At 67.4% G+C, this 17,866-nt stretch carries 18 protein-coding genes; 4 read left to right on the plus strand and 14 right to left on the minus strand.

Annotation, left to right across the window (positions count from 1 at the left end; all coding sequences use genetic code 11):
- Positions 1 to 8: 8 nt before the first annotated feature.
- The 3 genes from AC5LXX_RS17520 to AC5LXX_RS17530 all read right to left on the minus strand — a co-directional run bounded on the left by AC5LXX_RS17520 (position 9) and on the right by AC5LXX_RS17530 (position 3,413).
- On the minus strand, positions 9 to 602 hold the full coding sequence (locus AC5LXX_RS17520; RefSeq protein ID WP_493412435.1) for a hypothetical protein: 594 nt from the start codon (positions 600 to 602) through the stop codon (positions 9 to 11).
- A 205-nt stretch (positions 603 to 807) separates the two neighbouring features.
- A complete protein-coding gene (locus AC5LXX_RS17525) occupies positions 808 to 2,196 on the minus strand; it encodes an NCS2 family permease (protein ID WP_493412436.1) in 1,389 nt (462 codons plus the stop codon).
- 539 nt (positions 2,197 to 2,735) lie between these two features.
- Entirely contained in the window at positions 2,736 to 3,413 is a 678-nt protein-coding gene (locus AC5LXX_RS17530; protein ID WP_493412437.1) for a TetR/AcrR family transcriptional regulator, read from the minus strand.
- A gap of 48 nt (positions 3,414 to 3,461) precedes the next feature.
- Here AC5LXX_RS17530 and AC5LXX_RS17535 point away from each other — a divergent pair, with 48 nt between their 5' ends.
- On the plus strand, positions 3,462 to 4,127 hold the full coding sequence (locus tag AC5LXX_RS17535; protein WP_493412438.1) for an O-methyltransferase: 666 nt from the start codon (positions 3,462 to 3,464) through the stop codon (positions 4,125 to 4,127).
- 121 nt (positions 4,128 to 4,248) lie between these two features.
- Here the strand turns inward: AC5LXX_RS17535 and AC5LXX_RS17540 are convergent, their stop codons facing one another.
- From AC5LXX_RS17540 to AC5LXX_RS17565, 6 genes are all read right to left on the minus strand, one after another.
- On the minus strand, positions 4,249 to 4,767 hold the full coding sequence (locus AC5LXX_RS17540; protein ID WP_493412439.1) for a DUF3455 domain-containing protein: 519 nt from the start codon (positions 4,765 to 4,767) through the stop codon (positions 4,249 to 4,251).
- A gap of 202 nt (positions 4,768 to 4,969) precedes the next feature.
- The gene (locus tag AC5LXX_RS17545; protein ID WP_493412440.1) at positions 4,970 to 6,085 is read right to left on the minus strand and encodes an alkene reductase; all 1,116 of its coding nucleotides are present in this window, start codon (positions 6,083 to 6,085) and stop codon (positions 4,970 to 4,972) included.
- A 355-nt stretch (positions 6,086 to 6,440) separates the two neighbouring features.
- Positions 6,441 to 7,247 carry a 2,5-didehydrogluconate reductase DkgB gene (gene dkgB, locus AC5LXX_RS17550; RefSeq protein WP_493412441.1) on the minus strand — a complete coding sequence of 269 codons (807 nt, stop codon included), beginning with the start codon at positions 7,245 to 7,247 and terminating at the stop codon, positions 6,441 to 6,443.
- Positions 7,248 to 7,398: 151 nt separating this feature from the next.
- A complete protein-coding gene (locus tag AC5LXX_RS17555; protein WP_493412442.1) occupies positions 7,399 to 8,349 on the minus strand; it encodes an LLM class oxidoreductase in 951 nt (316 codons plus the stop codon).
- 12 nt (positions 8,350 to 8,361) lie between these two features.
- Positions 8,362 to 8,685, minus strand: coding sequence for a MoaF-related domain-containing protein (locus tag AC5LXX_RS17560; protein ID WP_124455496.1), 324 nt, complete (start codon positions 8,683 to 8,685; stop codon positions 8,362 to 8,364).
- A gap of 29 nt (positions 8,686 to 8,714) precedes the next feature.
- A complete protein-coding gene (locus tag AC5LXX_RS17565; RefSeq protein ID WP_493412443.1) occupies positions 8,715 to 9,917 on the minus strand; it encodes an MFS transporter in 1,203 nt (400 codons plus the stop codon).
- Positions 9,918 to 10,018: 101 nt separating this feature from the next.
- Between AC5LXX_RS17565 and AC5LXX_RS17570 the strand changes: the two genes are divergently transcribed.
- Entirely contained in the window at positions 10,019 to 10,963 is a 945-nt protein-coding gene (locus AC5LXX_RS17570) for a LysR substrate-binding domain-containing protein (RefSeq protein ID WP_493412444.1), read from the plus strand.
- A gap of 71 nt (positions 10,964 to 11,034) precedes the next feature.
- Here the strand turns inward: AC5LXX_RS17570 and zwf are convergent, their stop codons facing one another.
- Positions 11,035 to 12,510: a glucose-6-phosphate dehydrogenase gene (gene zwf / locus AC5LXX_RS17575; protein WP_124455499.1), complete on the minus strand. Its 1,476-nt coding sequence runs from the start codon at positions 12,508 to 12,510 to the stop codon at positions 11,035 to 11,037.
- Positions 12,511 to 12,710: 200 nt separating this feature from the next.
- Here zwf and AC5LXX_RS17580 point away from each other — a divergent pair, with 200 nt between their 5' ends.
- Both AC5LXX_RS17580 and AC5LXX_RS17585 read left to right on the plus strand, forming a co-directional pair.
- Positions 12,711 to 13,289, plus strand: a complete 579-nt coding sequence (locus AC5LXX_RS17580; protein WP_493412445.1) for a TetR/AcrR family transcriptional regulator — start codon at positions 12,711 to 12,713, stop codon at positions 13,287 to 13,289.
- Between the two features lie 153 nt (positions 13,290 to 13,442).
- Complete coding sequence (locus tag AC5LXX_RS17585) at positions 13,443 to 14,318, plus strand: SDR family NAD(P)-dependent oxidoreductase (protein ID WP_493412446.1); 876 nt, start codon at positions 13,443 to 13,445, stop codon at positions 14,316 to 14,318.
- A gap of 114 nt (positions 14,319 to 14,432) precedes the next feature.
- On the opposite strand, the gene rfbB is transcribed toward AC5LXX_RS17585, so the two are convergent.
- From rfbB to rfbA, 4 genes are read right to left on the minus strand one after another with little or no spacing between them, the layout of a single operon-like run.
- Positions 14,433 to 15,449: a dTDP-glucose 4,6-dehydratase gene (gene rfbB / locus AC5LXX_RS17590; protein WP_493412447.1), complete on the minus strand. Its 1,017-nt coding sequence runs from the start codon at positions 15,447 to 15,449 to the stop codon at positions 14,433 to 14,435.
- Complete coding sequence (rfbD, locus tag AC5LXX_RS17595) at positions 15,446 to 16,330, minus strand: dTDP-4-dehydrorhamnose reductase (RefSeq protein ID WP_493412448.1); 885 nt, start codon at positions 16,328 to 16,330, stop codon at positions 15,446 to 15,448. The genes rfbB and rfbD overlap by 4 nt, the downstream gene beginning before the upstream one ends.
- Positions 16,327 to 16,908, minus strand: coding sequence for a dTDP-4-dehydrorhamnose 3,5-epimerase (gene rfbC, locus AC5LXX_RS17600; RefSeq protein ID WP_493412449.1), 582 nt, complete (start codon positions 16,906 to 16,908; stop codon positions 16,327 to 16,329). The genes rfbD and rfbC overlap by 4 nt, the downstream gene beginning before the upstream one ends.
- Complete coding sequence (gene rfbA, locus AC5LXX_RS17605; protein ID WP_493412450.1) at positions 16,905 to 17,801, minus strand: glucose-1-phosphate thymidylyltransferase RfbA; 897 nt, start codon at positions 17,799 to 17,801, stop codon at positions 16,905 to 16,907. Before rfbA ends, rfbC begins: the two co-directional genes overlap by 4 nt.
- Positions 17,802 to 17,866: the final 65 nt, after the last annotated feature.

Raw genomic sequence — 17,866 nt, forward strand, 5'->3', positions numbered from 1 at the left:
CGTCGTGCCTAGGCCAGCGCCAGCTCGACCGCCGCCAGCGTACGGCGCCGGATCCAGCCGCTCCCCAGCCGGATCGCGAGCCAGTAAGGCATGAACAGCCAGCGCGCTCGCGCACTCGGGCAATGAACGAAGGTTTCGGTGCGCAGCACGTGCGCACCCGATGCGAGCCCGACGACCTCGAAGCGAAGCACCAGCTTCGCATCGAGCGGGTCGTCGTGGCGCGCGAAGGCCGCTGCGTCGGCGATCGCGCGTACGTCGAGCGTCGGGCGCCAGAAGCGTCCGATGAGGCCGAGCGACAGCGACGTATCGTCGCGCTGGAGCGGTGTGAACGTGTGGAGGCCGAAGCGCGCCCGCTCGTCGCGGGCCGGCCGGTGGCGGAGCGTGCCAACGAGCGTCGTCGGGAGTTCGCGCACCGTGAGCAGCGCGTTGACGACCGGATCAGTGCGCATGTCGAGCGACGCGACGGCGTCGATGATGCGCGCGGGCGGTGCGCCGATCGGCTGCGATTCATGCACTTCGTGGAACCCGAACGACGGAATGAACGGCGGCTTGCGCGCCGAGTTGCGGGTGGTCGATTCGGAGACGATGCCGAGCGCGTTCATCGCGGCTCCTGAAGGGGCAATGCGCGATCGTAGCACCGGGCGCGGATTGGCGTCACGGCGTTTCCGCGCAGGACGCCGTCCCGACAAAAAAAGCCTGGAAACTCGCGTTCCCAGGCCTGGAGACCATCAACGATGATGGTGGAGGAGACGTCGTCGTCCCGATGCGCGCCGCCCTTCTGCCGGCGACGTCGCGCATGTGTCGCGGTCAGATCGCCCAGCCGCCGAGATAGAAGGCGACGAGCACGGCCGCGATGAGCACGGTGCCGACGTTGAGCTTGCGGAATTCGCCGCTGGCGATGCGGCCGATCACGAGCGTCGAGAAGCCGAGCATGATACCCGTCACGATGTTCGCGGTCAGCACGATGAACACCGCGCACACGAGGCCCGACATCGCGTCGACCATGTCGTCCATGTGCAGCTTGCTCACGCTGCCGAGCATCAGCAGGCCGACGTACATCAGCGCCGGTGCGGTGGCGTACGACGGCACGAGGCCCGCGAGCGGCGAGAAGAACATCACGACGAGGAACAGCAGGCCGACGACGGCGGCCGCGAGGCCCGTCTTTGCGCCAGCGGCCACGCCGACGCTCGACTCGATGTAGGCTGCCGCCGGCGCGCCGCCGAGGAACCCTGAGAAGATCGAGCTGATCGAATCGGCGGTCAGTGCGCGGCCGCCGTTGATGATGCGGCCGTTCTCGTCGAGCTGGCCGGCTTGGCCCGCGACTGCGCGGATCGTCCCGGTCGCGTCGAACACGGCGGTCATCACCAGTGCCAGCACGCTCGGCAGCACGGCCATCGAGAGCGCGCCCTTGATGTCCATCGCGCCGATCAGCGACGCATGGCCCGGTGCGCTCAGCGACGGCAGCGCGAAGATGCCGTGGTACTTCACGGCCGGATCGAAGACCAGGCCGAAGATCGAGATCGCGATCACGACGAGCAGGATGCCGCCCGGCACGCGACGCTTCTCGAGGCCGAAGATCGCGGCGAGGCCGACGATCGACATGATGACCGGGAGCGCGGTGATCTGGCCGAGCGAGACCGGCAGGCCGGCGCCCGGGTTCTTGATCACGAGGCCGACATCGTTCGACGCGATCAGCAGCAGGAACAGGCCGATGCCAATGCCCGTGCCGTGCGCGACGCCCGCGGGCAGGTTGCGCAGGATCCACGAACGTACGCCGGTGACCGAGATGCCCGTGAACACGAGGCCCATCAGGAACACGGCGCCGAGCGCGACGGTCGGATGCAGGCCCTTGCCGAGCACGAGGCCGAACGCGGTGAACGCAGTCAGCGAGATCGCGCAGCCGATCGCGATCGGCAGTTTCGCCCACAGGCCCATCAGCAGCGAGCCGAACGCGGTCGTGAGGCAGACCGCGACGAACACGGCGCTCGTGTCGAAGCCGGCCTTGCCGAACATGCCGGGCACGACGAACACGGAATAGACCATCGCGAGGAAGGTGGTGACGCCGGCAACGATCTCCGTGCGCTGCGTGCTGCCGCGCGACGAAATGCCGAAGTACCGGTCGATGACTCCCTGGGTGCCAAAGTCCGTTTCTGCCGAGCCGACGTCGACCGTCGGCTGCACCGGGGTATCACTCATGAGCTTGCTCCTTTATCAGCATGCTGAAACGGCCCGTAGCGAACCGTCGTCAGGGTGTCTCGTATCTAGTTGGGATTTGTCGGCAACGTCGTGGGGACGAGTGACGCGTGATGCGTGTCGTTACGTGCGAATCGAAACGATCGCGAGGGTGTCGCGTCGGACGACGCGTGGTGTGGTCGACCCCGTCACGTGTGCTTTGCCGTAGCGAAGGTTAGGCGAGCCGCCCATCACGTCCCATCGGGGGAAGAGCATGCAGCGCATGTCGCAGCGCTTATATCGGCGTGCAACGGGGCTTCGTTGCGACGGCACGCGTGTATACGCCTAGTTCGAATCCGTTAAGGCGACTATTTGAATGCGGGGTCGGCGGGCAGGGCGGAAGCGGGTACGGCATCGAGTCTTACGAATATCTTTCATTGGGGCTGCACGCGCGCATGAAAACGACGGCGTGCGACGCGATGCGCGGCCGTGCGCCAGCGGCACCCGGATGATACCGGTGCCGCGCGCGGCCTGCGCTCGCGCGCGTTCCGGCCCCCGTCGCGTCAAGTGCGAGTGAGATGCGCGAGGTACGTGCAGAACATGTCGGCCATCGCGTTCGAATAGGCATCGATTTCCGCCGGCGTGCGCGCAGTTTCGGAGAATGTCTTGCCGCCCGACGTGAGCGTCGTGATGATCAGCTCGCAGACGAGCGCATGCGTGGCGTCGGGCACGCCGGGCAGCGCTTCCCGCATGAACGCGCTGAAGACCCGGTTGCCCTCGGCCCGCACTTCCTGCGCCTCGGGGGCGTCGCGATAGAGCGGCGCGGCGTCGTCGAGTGCGATGCGCATGCCCGCCTCGTCGCATTCCGAACGGATGAACGCATGGACGGCCGCGCGCAGCCGCTCGGGCGGCGTCTTCCGCATGTCCTGCAGTATTGCGCACAGCATGTCGGACGTCTGCCGCCATTCGTCGTGCTGCAGCCGGAACAGCACGGACGCCTTGTTCGGGAAGTACTGGTACAGCGAGCCGACGCTCACGCCGGCGCGCTCGGCGACGCGCGCCATCGTGAAACGCTGCGCGCCTTCGGCAGCCAAAACCTGAATAGCGGCTTCGAGGACGTCCTCGACGAGACGGGTCGAGCGCGCCTGCCGAGGCAGTCTGCGCGTGGCGATCGGGGCGTTGCGGCGGTCGGTCATGGGTGGTTCGCCAATGCGAATAGTAAAACCTGAATAGTTCGTCATATTCTAGTCGGGCGCACTGACGCGCTCAACCTGACACCGGAGATCCGCATGACCACCCTGATTCACGACCCGCTGGCGTCGCTGCTCGCGCGCCTGTTCGACGAAGCCGAGGCGTCGTCGCCCGCGACGAGCCCGGCCTTCGCCGGCGTGTCGCGCGACGAGCAAGCGCGGCTGATGCGCAGCAAGACGGACTACGCCGATCTGTATGCGCGCCTGAAGGACTTTCCGCTTCCCGTGTCGCGCGAGACGGGCACGCTGCTGTACATGCTCGCGCGCAGCGGCGGCGTGCGGGCGATCGTCGAATTCGGCACGTCGTTCGGCATCTCGACGCTGCATCTCGCGGCCGCGTTGCGCGACAACGGCGGCGGCCGGCTGATCACGAGCGAATTCGAGCCGTCGAAGGTCGCGCGCGCACAGGCGAACCTGACTGCGGCCGGGCTCGCCGATCTCGTGGAGATTCGCGAAGGCGATGCGCTGCGCACGCTGGCCGCCGATCTTCCGGATGCGGTCGACCTGTTGCTGCTCGACGGCGCGAAGGCGCTATATCCGGAAATCCTCGCGCTGGTCGAACCGCGCCTCAGGGCGGGTGCGTTCGTCGTGGCCGACAACGCGGAATACAGCCCCGAGTACCTCGCGTACGTGCGCGCACCGGAAAACGGCTATCTGTCGGTGCCGTTCGGCGGCGACGTCGAGTTGTCGATGCGGATACGCTGAGCCGCGCGGAACGAAGGCGTCGATCGTTTCACTTTTCCATGCATGAAAGATAGGAAAACTGATTGAATGGAAGCGTGACGGAAGGCACCGGGACGATGCTCGGTACGTGTGAAGCCGTGCGTCACTTCAGGAACACGTATCGCGCGAAGTACGGAAAGCGGCCGACCGCATGCTCGGTCGTGCATGCCGCGGCCGGCGGCGTGCCGCCCGCCGTGTCGAGCCGCTGCACGAAGCGCACGCCGGCGAGCGTGCCTGTTGCGGCCGGCGTCGCCGCGAGCAGCAGTTGCGGAATGCTGGCCGGGCTTGCGCTCGGCGTTTCCGCGAGCTTCTTGCCGGTAATGCGGCTGCCGTCGAGCGCTTCCCACGACGGCCCAGTGCCGTGCCGGACGACGAGTGTGCCGCCGGCATCGAACAGCAGTGCTTCGGGGTGCTGGAATGTCCACGCGAGCCGGTGTTCGGCATCGTATTCGCACGTGTAGACCTGCAAGCCGCTCGCGCTGGTCGACAGCACCGGCGTGGCCGGCGCTGGCGGCGCGAGACCGGCAGCGTCGTCGGCATGCGCGGGCGCGGTGAATGCCGCGCAGGAAAGACCGGCCGCAAGGGCCAGCAGCATGTCGCGTGTCGGGGAACGGCTTGGCATGGCGGGGCGTCCTTTCAGGTCCGGTGACGGTCGTGTGGAGTCGATCCTGTCAACACTAGACGCCGATTGCGTGGGCCGCAACCCGGAAATGACAATCGCGGCGATAGCGGCCGCGATTGTCGGGGGGCGGACATGCGATCAGCGGATCGCGGCGAGTGCGAGCCGGGCGAGCGTTGCTTTCGTTCCAGCTTCCCGTCGATCGTTACGCCGCGGCTTCCGTGAGCGTCGGGTAGTCGGTCAGGCCGCGGGCGCCGCCGCCGAACAGCGTGTTGCGGTCGTGCGGCGCGAGCGTGGCGCCGGTGCGCAGCCGCTCGGGCAGGTCGGGGTTCGCGACGAACGGGCGACCGAAGGCGACGAGGTCGGCCCAGCCCGCGGCGATCGCTTCGCGTGCGCGCTCGGCAGTGTACGCACCGGCATAGATCAGCACGCCCGGGAACGCGGCGCGCAGTTGCTGCTTGAATGCGACCGGCATCAGCGGCGCATCGTCCCAGTCGGCTTCCGCGATGTGCAGGTAGCCGACGCCGAGTTCGCCGAGCAGCTTCGCGGCCGCGAGATAGGTCGTTTCCGGATCGTCGTCGACACAGCCGTTCAGCGTGGTCAGCGGCGCGAGGCGGATGCCGACGCGCGATGCGTCGCCGGTGCCTTCGATCAGCGCTTGCGTGACTTCGCGCAGGAAGCGCAGCCGGTTCTCCAGCGAGCCGCCGTATTGGTCGGTGCGCGTGTTGGCGTTCGAATCGATGAACTGGTTCACGAGGTAGCCGTTCGCGCCGTGCAGCTCGACGCCGTCGAAGCCGGCCTCGATCGCATTGCGTGCGGCGGCGCGGTACTGGCCGACGATCTCGTGGATTTCATCGACCGACAGCGCGCGCGGTTCGGACGCCTGGACGAAACCCGGCGTGCTGCCGTCCTCGCCGGCGACGAACACGTTCACGCCCTTTGCCTGGAGCGGCGAAGACGATACGGGCTGCGCACCGCCGAGCAGGCTCGTGTGGCTCAACCGGCCGACGTGCCACAGCTGCGCGAAGATGCGGCCGTGCGCGGCATGCACGGCGTCCGTCACCTTGCGCCAGCCCGCGACCTGCGACGGCGTGTGAATGCCGGGCGTCCACGCGTAGCCCTTGCCGAGCGGCGCGATGTAGGTGCCTTCGCTGACGATCAGGCCCGCACTCGCGCGCTGCGCGTAATACGCGGCCATCAGTTCGTTGGCTTCGTCGCCGGGCTGGCTGGCGCGCGAACGCGTCATCGGCGGCATCACGATGCGGTTCGGCAGGGTCAGTGCGCCGAGTCGCAGCGGTTGGAAAAGCGGGTCCTGGGTCATGGTGGTGTCCTTTCGGTGCCGCGGCCGGCTGGCCGCGGGCGGGTCTTGTCGAACGAGGGCGCGGTGCTAGGGCCTGTTCCCGCTAATAACGGGCTTGCGAACGTGCCTTGCCGGCTGCAGTGCAAGAAGCAAGGAGCGCCGTTTGGCCGAGCCAAACAAGCGACGCGCGACGCCGCAATGCGGCCGGCAAGGCACGTTCCCCTGTTTGGAAAAATTCATTCGTGGGGCTGGCCCCCAGAAGGGCCGATCGCCGCGTCATACTCCTCACGAATACGTCGAGTATTCGCTTCGTCGCAATCCTTGCGCTCGGCCCTTCTGGGGGCCAGCGCAAGCCCGTTATTAGCGGGAACAGGCCCTAGTCCCACTTCGGCGCGAGGCCGGCCGGGTCGACTTCGCGGCCGTTGCGTTCGAGCGCGGCGATCTGCGCCATGTCTTCGTCGGTCAGGCGCAGCGTCTGCGCGAGCAGGTTGCTCGCGAGGTTCTCGCGCTTCGTCGACGACGGGATCACCGAGTAGCCGAGTTGCAGCGCCCAGGCGAGTGCGACTTGCGCGGGCGTCGCGTCGTGACGCTGCGCGATCGCGCCGATCACCGGGTCGCCGAGCACCTTGCCGTACGCGAGCGTCATGTACGACGTCACGTGGATGCCTTCGGCGTTCAGGAACTCGACGAGCTTGCGGTTCTGCAGGTACGGGCTCAGTTCGATCTGGTTCGTCGCGATCGCATCCTTGCCGACGGCCGCGATCGCTTCCTTCGTCAGTTCGATGTTGAAGTTGGAGATGCCGATCTGGCGCGTCAGGCCCTTCGCCTTCGCGTCGGCGAGTGCGGTCATGAACGCCTGGATCGACACCCCGTTGTCCGGGGCCGGCCAGTGGATCAGCGTCAGGTCGACATGGTCGGTGCGCAGCTTGCGCAGGCTTTCCTCGAGGCTGGCGACCAGCTTTTCCGGTGCGTAGTTGTCGACCCAGATCTTCGTGGTCAGGAACAGGTCTTCACGGCGCACGCCCGATGCGGCGATCGCCTCGCCGACTTCGGCTTCGTTGCCGTAGATCTGCGCGGTGTCGATCGCGCGGTAGCCGACTTCGAGGCCGTTGCGGACCGAGTCGATGACCACCTGGCCCTGCAGGCGGAAAGTGCCGAGGCCGAATGCGGGAATCTTGCTCATCATGTGCTCCTGGGAGGGATGGAACGGTTGCGGTATGGGAGTCATTCTGGTGCTTGAGACTGATGAGATAAACGCCTTTAGAGGTCAAAAATATTTGATTTAAAGTCAAATATGGATCGTGCCCCGGGCCTGCCGGAGACCGTTGCCGGCCTTACGCGGCGTGCGTTTGCGCGTTCGTCTTCGGATGGAAGGCGGGTAGTACGTCCGACGCGATCTCGGCCATCGTCTCGTCGAGCGGGCGGCGGTTGCGGCGGAAATGCAGGCCGATGTGCAGCACACCCGCGTCGCGCATCGCCGCGAGTTCTTCCGTCAGCGCGATGCGCCCCGCGCGGGCGCCGAAGCGGTGCCGCTGCAGCGGCTCGTGCGGATCTTCCGCGAGGTCGAGGTGGATGAAGCTCACGTACGGCTTGTCGCCGGCCACCGCGCGCCAGTTCGCGGCGCGCTGCGCATGGTCGGCCGGGGTGCCCGGATACGCGAGGCAGCCATCCATGTGCTCGCCGATCCACGCAGGCGTCTGCTGCGCGAGACCCGCGACGAGCAGCGGCACCGGCGAACGGGCGGCCGGCAGCACTTCCAGTCCGGGCGGCAGGTGGCCGCGCGCGCCGTCGCGCAGCAGTTCGACCTGGTCGCGGAAATTCGCGCCGCGCGACGCGAAATCGCGGCCGAACAGCGGATATTCGACCGGCCGGTCGCCGCTCGCGACGCCGAGCATCAGGCGCCCGCCGCTCAGCTCCTGGATCGTCGCGGCCGATTTCAGCGTCAGCAGCGGCTCGCGCAGCGGCAGCACGACGGCTGCCGTGCCGAGCAGGATGTCGTTCGTGATCCCCGCGAGGTAGCCGAGATACGAGAACGTTTCGAACACCTGCGCGGCGTCGCCGAACGACGGGTCGTACAGCGGCACGTCGCGCACCCAGAGCGCGCGGAAGCCGAGCGTGTCGGCCAGTTGCGCGAGCTCCGCGTGGATCTCCAGGTCGGGCACGCCGGGGCGGCGGCCCTGGTGCTGGCGTTTCGCGTCGCCGGCCGGCGACCAGTCGTTGTCGAGCGGCAGTTCGATGCCGACGCTGAAGCCGCCGTCGGCGAGTGTGTCGAGTGAAGTGGACATGTCGGGCTCCGTTCAGACCGCGCGCAGGCTGCCTTCGAGACGGTGGAAATCGAGCGACGACGCGGTGAAGAACGAGCGCGACGTGCCGGCGGCGAAATCGTCGATGTGCACGACCGTCGCGCGGTCGGCTTCCTGCCACGAGATCGCGTAGGTCTCGCCGGCGATCGGCTGCCACGTGTATTCGACTTCACCCTTCGCGCCCGCGTACGGGCCCTCGGTGATCTCGTAGCGCATGCGGCGGCCGTCCTCGTCGTACGCGTTGAGCGCGGTGAGGCCGTCGTAACGGACTTCGAAAGTCTTGCCGGCGAACGGCGGACGTTGGGTCGATGCGTTCATGCGGAGGTCGCTCCTGCAGAAAATGACGTTCAATGGGCGAGTTCGACGGGTTCGGCCGTGCGTGCCGGCAGCCCGTGGCGGCGGTCGAGCCGGCCGCTCAGTGCGGTGAGCGCGAATGCGCCGAGCGTGACGACGGCGGCGATCCACGGCGTGTGGCCGAGGCCGACGTTCGCGACGATCAGGCCGCCGAGTGACGAGCCGCCGGCCACGCCGAGGTTGAAGGCGGCGATGTTGAAGCCCGATGCGACGTCGGCGGCGTCCGGCGCGAAGTGGCGCGCCTGCTTGACGACGTAGACCTGCAGCCCCGGCACGTTGCCGAACGCGACGGCACCCCAGGCGAGCATCGTCAGCACTGCCAGCCATTTCACGTGGATCGTGAAGGTCAGCGCGAGCAGCACGATCGCGAGCAGCAGGAAGATCCGCTTGAGCGCCTTCACGGGGCCGACGGCATCCGCGAGCTTGCCGCCCCACACGTTGCCGAACGCGACCGACACGCCGTAGCCGACGAGCACGAGGCTGACCTGCGACGGCGTGAAGCCGGCGATCTGTTCGAGCAGCGGCGCCATGTACGTGAACGCGATCAGCGAACCGCCGTAGCCGACGGCCGTCATCGCGAAGACGAGCAGCAGGCGCGGCTGGGCGAGCACGCGCAGCTGGCGGGCGAGCGGCGCCGGCGGCGTCTGCGGCAGCCCGCGCGGCACGAAGGCGACGGCGCCGAGGAACGCGACGAGGCCGAACAGCGCGACGATCAGGAACGTCGCGCGCCAGCCGAAGTGCTGGCCGATGAAGGTGCCGAGCGGAATGCCGGCGACGAATGCAACGGTCATGCCGCTGAACATCGTCGCGATCGCGCTGGCGGCCTTGTCCTTCGGCACGAGCGTCGTCGCGATGATCGAGCCGACCGAGAAGAACACGCCGTGCGCGAGGCCGGTGAGGATGCGCGCGACGATCAGTGATTCGTAGCTCGGCGCCTGCCAGGCGACGAGGTTGCCGACGGTGAAGAGCGCCATCAGCCCGGCGAGCAGCGTCTTGCGCGGCACGCGGCCGGTGAGCGCGGTGAGCAGCGGCGCGCCGATGGCGACGCTCAGTGCATAGAGGCTGACGAGCAGGCCGGCCGACGGCAGGCTGACGCCGAGATCGGCGCCGATCGTCGGGATCAGCCCGACGATCACGAATTCGGTGGTGCCGATGGCAAAGGCGCTGATGGTCAGCGCAAGCAGGGCGAGTGGCATGGTGGGATCCGGGTTCCAGTAAGGATGGATCGCAGTGTGCCGCCTTTACTTTTGCGGAAAAACTGGGCTATAAACCAAATTGTTTTGATTTAAAATCAACAATGAAGATCACGCTCGACGAACTCCAGGCCTTTGCGGCCGTGGTCGACACCGGTTCGATCACCGCTGCCGCCCAGCAGCTCGACCTCACCGTGTCGGCAACCAGCCGCACGCTCGCGCGGCTCGAGGAGAAGCTGAAGACCACGCTGCTGCGCCGGACCACGCGCCGGCTCGAACTGACCGAGGAGGGGCGTGCGTTCCTGCAGGATGCGCGCGCGATCATCGAATCGGTCGAGAACGCGGAGGAGCAGATGCTCGCGCGGCGCGAGATGCCGTCGGGGCGCCTGCGCGTCGACGCTGCGACGCCGTTCATGCTCCACGTGATCGTGCCGCTCGTGCGCGGCTATCGCGAACGCTACCCGAAGGTCGAGCTGGAGTTGAACAGCAACGAGGGCATCATCGACCTGCTGGAGCGGCGCACCGACGTCGCGATCCGGATCGGCCGGCTGAAGGATTCGACGCTGCACAGCCGGCGCATCGGCAACAGCCGGCTGCGCATTCTCGCGAGCCCCGCGTATCTCGAAGCGCACGGCCAGCCGCGCAAGGTCGAGGATCTCGACAAGCACACGCTGCTCGGCTTCACGCAGCCCGAATCGCTGAACGTGTGGCCGATCCTCGGCACCGACGGCGAAGCGTGCCGCATCGAGCCGGACGTCTGTTCGTCGAGCGGCGAGACGCTGCGGCAGCTTGCGCTGGAGGGCGTGGGCGTCGTCTGCCTGTCGGATTTCATGACTGCGCAGGATCGCGAAGCGGGGCGGCTCGTGCAGGTGCTCGCGCGCCAGACGCTCGAGGTCGAGCAGCCGATCCATGCGGTGTACTACCGCAATACCGCGATCTCGTCGCGGATCGCGTCGTTCGTCGACTACCTGATCGAGGTGCTGGGCGGCGGCAGCGGCAGCGGCGATGCGCCGGCGCGGCGCAAGGCCGCATGGATGGAGCCGCAGTAGCGGCGCAGGGCAGGTAGCGCTGCCCTTCGGGAGCGGGCGTGCCGCGCGGGCGGCACGCCGTCGTGCTGCGGTTACGCCTCTTCGGCCCAGGACATCCCGTCGCGCGCGAGCAGCGCCGACGAAGCCGCCGGCCCGAACGTGCCGGCCGTGTACAGGCGCGGCCGGTCGCCGAGCTGCTTCCAGCCTTCGAGGATCGGCTCGACCCACGTCCACGCGGCTTCGAGCTCGTCGCGACGCATGAAGTGCGTGAGGCGGCCGCGGATCACGTCGATCAGCAGGCGTTCGTACGCTTCCGCGCGCCGCTCCGGAATCGCCTGCTGCAGGTCGAGGTTCAGATTGACCGGCACCATGTTCATCCCGCTGCCCGGCTCCTTCGCGAGCATCTGCAGCTGGATCGACTCTTCCGGCTGGAGCTGGATCACGAGGCGGTTGCCGTAATTGCGCGGGCCGGTCGGGATGATCGAGAACGGCATGTCCGCGAACTCGATCACGATTTCCGACTGGCGGCGCTGCAGCCGCTTGCCCGTGCGCAGGAAGAACGGCACGTTGGCCCAGCGCCAGTTGTTGATGTGCGCCCGCAGCGCGACGAAGGTTTCCGCGCGGCTGTCGGCCGGCACGTTGTCTTCCTCGAGATAGCCCTTCACCGGCTGGCCGTCGACCGCGCCGGCCGTGTACTGGCCGCGCACCGTGTCGCGTGCGACGTCCGATAGCGACATCGGCCGCAGCGAGCGCAGCACCTTCAGCTTCTCGTCGCGCACGGCGTCAGGGTCGAGCGACACGGGCGGCTCCATCGCGACGATGCACAGCAGCTGCAGCAGGTGGTTCTGCACCATGTCGCGCAGCGCGCCGGTATGGTCGTAGAAACCCGCGCGGCTACCGACGCCGACCGTCTCCGCCACCGTGATCTGTACGCTGCGGATGTTCGGCGCCTGCCACAGCGGCCCGAAGATCGGGTTGCCGAAGCGCAGGACCATCAGGTTCTGCACGGTTTCCTTGCCGAGATAGTGGTCGATCCGATAGATCTGCGATTCCTCGAAGTGCTTGCCGACCGCGTTGTTGATCGCCTTCGCGGACGCGAGATCGTGACCCAGCGGCTTTTCGAGGACGACGCGCGAGCGTGCGTCGACGAGGTGCGCGGCCGACAGGTTGTCGCAGATCGTCGTGAACAGCTCGGGCGACGTCGACAGGTAGAACACGCGGATCGCATCGCCGCGCGCCGCTTCCGCGAGCCGCAGATAGTCGTCCGGCGCGTTCACGTCGATCAGCACGTACTTGAACAGGTCGAGGAAGCGGCTCCACGCGTCGGCGTCGAACGCCTTCTCGTCGATGAACGGGCGCGACTGCTCGTCCATGAACTTGCGATAGCCGTCGATGCCCCAGTCGCGGCGGCCGACGGCGATGATGCGCGTCTCGGGCGGAAGATTGCAGTGCAGGTGCGCCATGTACAGCGCGGGCAACAGCTTGCGGGCGGCGAGGTCGCCGCCGCCGCCGAAAATGATCATGTCGACGGGCCGGTCGGCCGCGGTCTGGGAAGGCTGATTCGTCATGGGAGGTTCGCGGTTTGAAACGGTGAACGTGAAACGAACGTCGAGGCATCGGGCGCCGGATGGCCGGCGCCGGTACGGCAAAACGCTAATAGTGCACCGTTTTGATGGATTGCGTATGCGTTCCCCCGGATGTAACAGGGCTTGCGTTCCTGATGACGGGTTGATTATGATTGAGCGCTCACTCATTAAAGGAGCCGAACGTGGCCCGACCGCGCAGTCCCGACAAGCACGAAGCCATTCTCGCCGCGGCCGCGCGCGCGCTCGCCGAAGACGGCGCGACCGCGACGACCGCGCGGATCGCGAGGCTCGCCGGTGTCGCGGAGGGCACGGTATTCACCTATTTCGAAACCAAGGATGCGTTGTTGAACGCGCTGTACGTGAGCCTGAAGGCCGACATGCGCGAAGCGATGATGACCGGGTTTCCGGAGCACGCGCCGGCCGAGCAGGCGGTGCGGCATGCGTGGAACGGCTATGTGTCGTGGGGCGTCGCGAATCCGGACGGCCGGCGCGCGCTGCAGCAGCTCGGCGTGAGCGGTCGCATCGACGACGCGCATCGGGCCGCCGGCTCGGAAGGCTTCGGCGCGATCGGCACGCTGCTGCGCGAGCAGGTCGCCGCGTCGGGCGCGTTGAGCCGCGACGAAGCGCATGCGTTCTGCGCGGCGTTGTTCACGTCGATCGCGGAAACCGCGATGGAGTCGATCGCGCGCGATCCGGCGCGGGCCGATGCCTACCGGGAAGCCGGGTTTCGCGCGTTGTGGGCCGTGTTGCACGCGGTGTGAGTCGGGAATGGGCGTCGTGGCGGTGCATGCCGCAACGACGGGCAGGGTGTTTCAGGCAGGGCGATGCAGATCACGAAGGATCGATGCGTCGCCCATATTAATGAGTGAGTAATCATTCATTAATATGGTTTAACCATGATCAAGGAGTGGAAAATGTCGAAAGTCTGGTTGGTAACGGGGGCCGCCCGCGGCCTGGGGCGAGCGATTTCGGAAGCGGTGCTGGCAGCGGGCGACCGGCTGGTGGCCGGGGCGCGCGATCCTGCGCGACTGGCCGATCTGGCCGAACGGTACGGCGACCGGTTGTTGCCGGTCGAGCTCGACGTTACCGATGAAGCGGCGGCGGCGCGGGCCGTCGCGGCGGCACATGCGGCGTTCGGCCGTATCGACGTGCTGGTGAACAACGCGGGTTACGGCCACACGGCGCCGTTCGAGCAGACGAGCGCCGACGCCTTCCGCGACCAGATCGAGACGAACCTGTTCGGCGTGGTCAACCTGACGCGCGCGGTGCTGCCGGCGATGCGCGCGCAGCGCGCGGGGCACATCTTCCAGGTGTCGTCGGTCGGCGGGCGCACCTCGACGCCCGGATTGTCCGCGTATCAGGCGGCGAAGTGGGCGGTCGGCGGATTCAGCGACGTGCTCGCGAAGGAAACCGCGCCGTTCGGCGTGCGTGTGTGCACGCTCGAACCGGGCGGAATGCGCACCGAATGGGCCGCGCAGGCGAAGCGCGGGATCGACGACCTGCTGCCCGACTACCAGCCGTCGGTCGGGAAGATCCTCGACCTGCTCGGCATGTATGGCGGCCACGAGATCGGCGATCCCGCGCGAATTGCGGCGCTGATCGTCGACCTGTCGCGCCGCGACGACGTCCCGCTGCGCCTGCTGCTCGGCGGCGATGCGCTGTTCGTCTGCGAGCAGGCGGAGCGGCAGCGCGCGGAAGAGGCCGCGCGGTGGCGGGACGCGACGCTGTCCACGCAGTTTCCGGATGCGAAGCTGCCGGACGGGCTCGATGCGTTGAAGGGAATCGACTGAACCGGGCGGTTCGTTGCCGGCAGCATCCGTATCCGGGGATGGGCGCAGCGGGCCGCGAGCCCGCGCGCTCGGTTCGGTTCACGGTTTCATGACGGTCGTGCTGCCGGCCGGACGTCACACATACCAGTCCAGCGTCTTCACGATCCCCGTTTCGAAACTCTCCGCCGGCCGCCATTGCAGTTCGCGGTCGAGCTTCCCCGCATCGATCGCATACCGCCGGTCGTGACCGGGGCGATCGGTGACGAACCGGACGAGACGCGCATGCGGTGCGTGTTCGGGCCGCCGCTCGTCGAGCAGCGTACAGATCAGCGCGACGATGTCGACATTGCGCCATTCGTTGCAGCCGCCGACGTTGTAGGTCTCGCCGACCGTCCCGCGCCGGATGACCGCGTCGATCGCGCGGCAATGGTCGTCGACGTACAGCCAGTCGCGCACGTTCGCGCCGTCGCCGTACACGGGGATGTCGGTGCCGTCGATGCAATGACGGATCACGGTCGGAATGAATTTCTCGCCGTGCTGGCGCGGCCCGTAATTGTTCGAGCAGTTCGTCGTGGTGACGGGCAATCCGTACGTATGGAAATAGGCTCGCGCGAGATGGTCCGAGCTTGCCTTGGTGGCCGAGTACGGAGAATTCGGCGCATAAGGCGTCGTTTCGGAAAAGGGCGGGTCGTCGGGGGCCAGCGAGCCGAACACCTCGTCGGTGCCGATATGGTGAAAGCGGCGGCGCGCGAGGGCATCGCCCCTGCCGAGTTTTTGATCGTTCAGCCATAGCTGGCGGCAAGCATCGAGCAGCGTCCAGGTGCCGAGCACGTTCGTGCGGACGAATTCGCCGGGGCCGTCGATCGAGCGGTCGACGTGGCTTTCGGCCGCGAAATGGACGACGGTGTCGATCGCATGGTCGCGCAGCAGCGACTCGACGAGCGGCCGGTTGCAGATGTCGCCGAGGACGAAGCGATGACGATCGGCGCCCGGCAGGTCGTCGCCGAGATTGTCGAGGCTGCCCGCATAGGTCAGCAGATCCAGCGTGATGACGCTGACCTGCGGGTCGCTTTCGAGCAGATGACGAACGAAATTGGCGCCGATGAAGCCGGCACCGCCCGTCACCAGCACGTGTTTCGGTCGATAGCTCATGAGGTTCGGTTCCAGGTGGCAAGCACTTCGGAGAGGCCGGCGAGCCACGAAGGCGATGCGATGCCGAAGTGTTCTCGCAGGCGGCTGCAGTCGAGCGCGGAATTCGCCGGTCTCGGCGCAGGCAACGGATAGGCGTCGGTCCGGATCGGCCGGACGAACGGCACGCGATCGATGAGGCCGGTGCGCCGCGCCTCGGTGAAGATCGTCTCCGCGAAGCCGTGCCACGTCGTCACCGGCGTGCCGCACAGGTGATAGGTGCCCCAGCGCAGCGTCTCGCCGGCCCGGTATCGCGCCGCGATCGTCAGCAGCGCATCGGCGATCGCACCGGCATGCGTCGGGCCGCCGTACTGATCGGCGACGACGCCGACGACATCGCGCTCGCGCCCGACGCGCAGCATGGTTCGCACGAAATTGCTGCCGTGCGCGCCGAATACCCATGCGACGCGCAGGATCAGGTGACGGTCGGGCAATCGCGCGCGCACCGCGTCCTCGCCGGCGAGCTTGCTGCGGCCGTACACGCCGAGCGGCGCGACGGCGGCGGTCTCGGCATACGCGCCCGGCATGCTGCCGTCGAACACATAGTCGGTCGACAGATGGATCAATGGAATGCCGCGCGCGGCGCACGCGTCGGCCAGCACGGCCGGGCCGTCGCGGTTCGCCCGCCATGCAGCATCGGGCTCGGTCTCCGCACGGTCGACGGCCGTCCATCCCGCGGCATTGATCACGAGCGTGGCGCGGTGTTCGTCGAGCGCGCGGCGCACCGCGTCCGCATCGGCGATGTCCAGCGCCGCACGCGACAGCCCGACCAGCGGCTGCCCGCCCGCGCGCAGCGCCAATTCGCGCCCCACCTGGCCGAGCGCGCCGGTCACGACGATCGTCATCGCGCACTCCCGTATGCCGGCAGCATCGCCGGCGCGTCGGCGGCCAGTTCGGCGAGCGGAGGCTGCCGCCGATCCTTGTCCGACAACTGATACGGCGCGCCGGGATCGGGCCAGTCGATGCCGATCGCCGGATCGTCCCAGCGCACGCCCGCGTCCGAATCGGGATCGTAGTACTGCGTGCACTTGTACGCGAAGTCGGCCTCGTCGGACAACACGCAAAAGCCGTGTGCGAAGCCGGGCGGAATCCATAGCATCCGGTGCGATACGTCGTCGAGCTGCGCGCCGAACCAGCGGCCGAAGGACGGCGAACCGCGCCGGATGTCGACGGCGACGTCGTAGACCGCGCCGCGCGCCGCGTGGACCAGCTTGCCTTGCGGATTCACCCGCTGGTAGTGCAGCCCGCGCAGCACACCGCGACGCGAGCGCGACTGGTTGTCCTGGACGAAGCTTGCGTCGACACCCGCTTCGCGCAGCCAGCTTTCCCGGAAGCTTTCGACGAAAAAACCGCGTGCGTCGCCGAACACGCCGGGCTCGATCATCAGCACGCCGGGCAGCGGCGTTTCGATCACCCGTGTCATGCGGCGACCTCCTTGCTCAGCAGGTCGAGCAGATAGCGGCCGTACCCGCTTTTCGCGAGCTTGTGGGCGAGCGTTTCGAGCTGCTCCGCATCGATCCAGCCGAGCCGGTACGCGATTTCCTCGGGACACGCGATTTGCAGGCCCTGCCGCGCCTGCATCACCTGGATGAAATTGGCCGCATCGAGCAGCGATTCGTGCGTGCCGGTGTCGAGCCATGCGTAGCCGCGCCCGAGTATCTCGACATTCAGCGCGCCGCGCGCGAGATACGCGAGATTCAGGTCGGTGATTTCCAGCTCGCCGCGCGCGGACGGTCGCACGGCCTTCGCGAGTTCGACGACGTCGTTGTCGTAGAAATAGAGGCCGGTGACCGCATAGTGCGACTTCGGCTCGCGCGGTTTCTCCTCGAGGTCGATCGCGCGGCCGTGCGCGTCGAACGACACGACGCCGTAGCGCTCGGGATCGCGCACGTAATAGCCGAATACGGTCGCGCCGGTGGTCCGTGCGGCGGCTTGTTGCAGCAGCGACGACAGTGCGGGCCCGTGATAGATGTTGTCGCCGAGCACGAGCGTCGCTGCATCGCGACCGATGAACGGCGCGCCGATCACGAATGCCTGGGCAAGACCGTCGGGGCTCGGCTGCGCCGCATACGAAAAGCTCATGCCCCACTGGTTGCCGTCGCCGAGCAGTTGCTGGAAAGCGTCGAGATCGCGCGGCGTCGAGATGATCAGCACGTCGCGGATACCCGACAGCATGATCGTGCTGAGCGGGTAATAGATCATCGGTTTGTCGTACACCGGCATCAACTGCTTCGATACCGAATGCGTGAGCGGATGGAGCCGGGTGCCCGAGCCGCCCGCCAGAATCAGTCCTTTACGGCCAATCGCTGTTTGCATGAGGTCCCTCGCTTCAAGAGGAAAAAATGCGTGCGTGATACGCGGAATACACCGAATGCGTCGAT

The organism is Burkholderia torrens, from assembly GCF_984668525.1.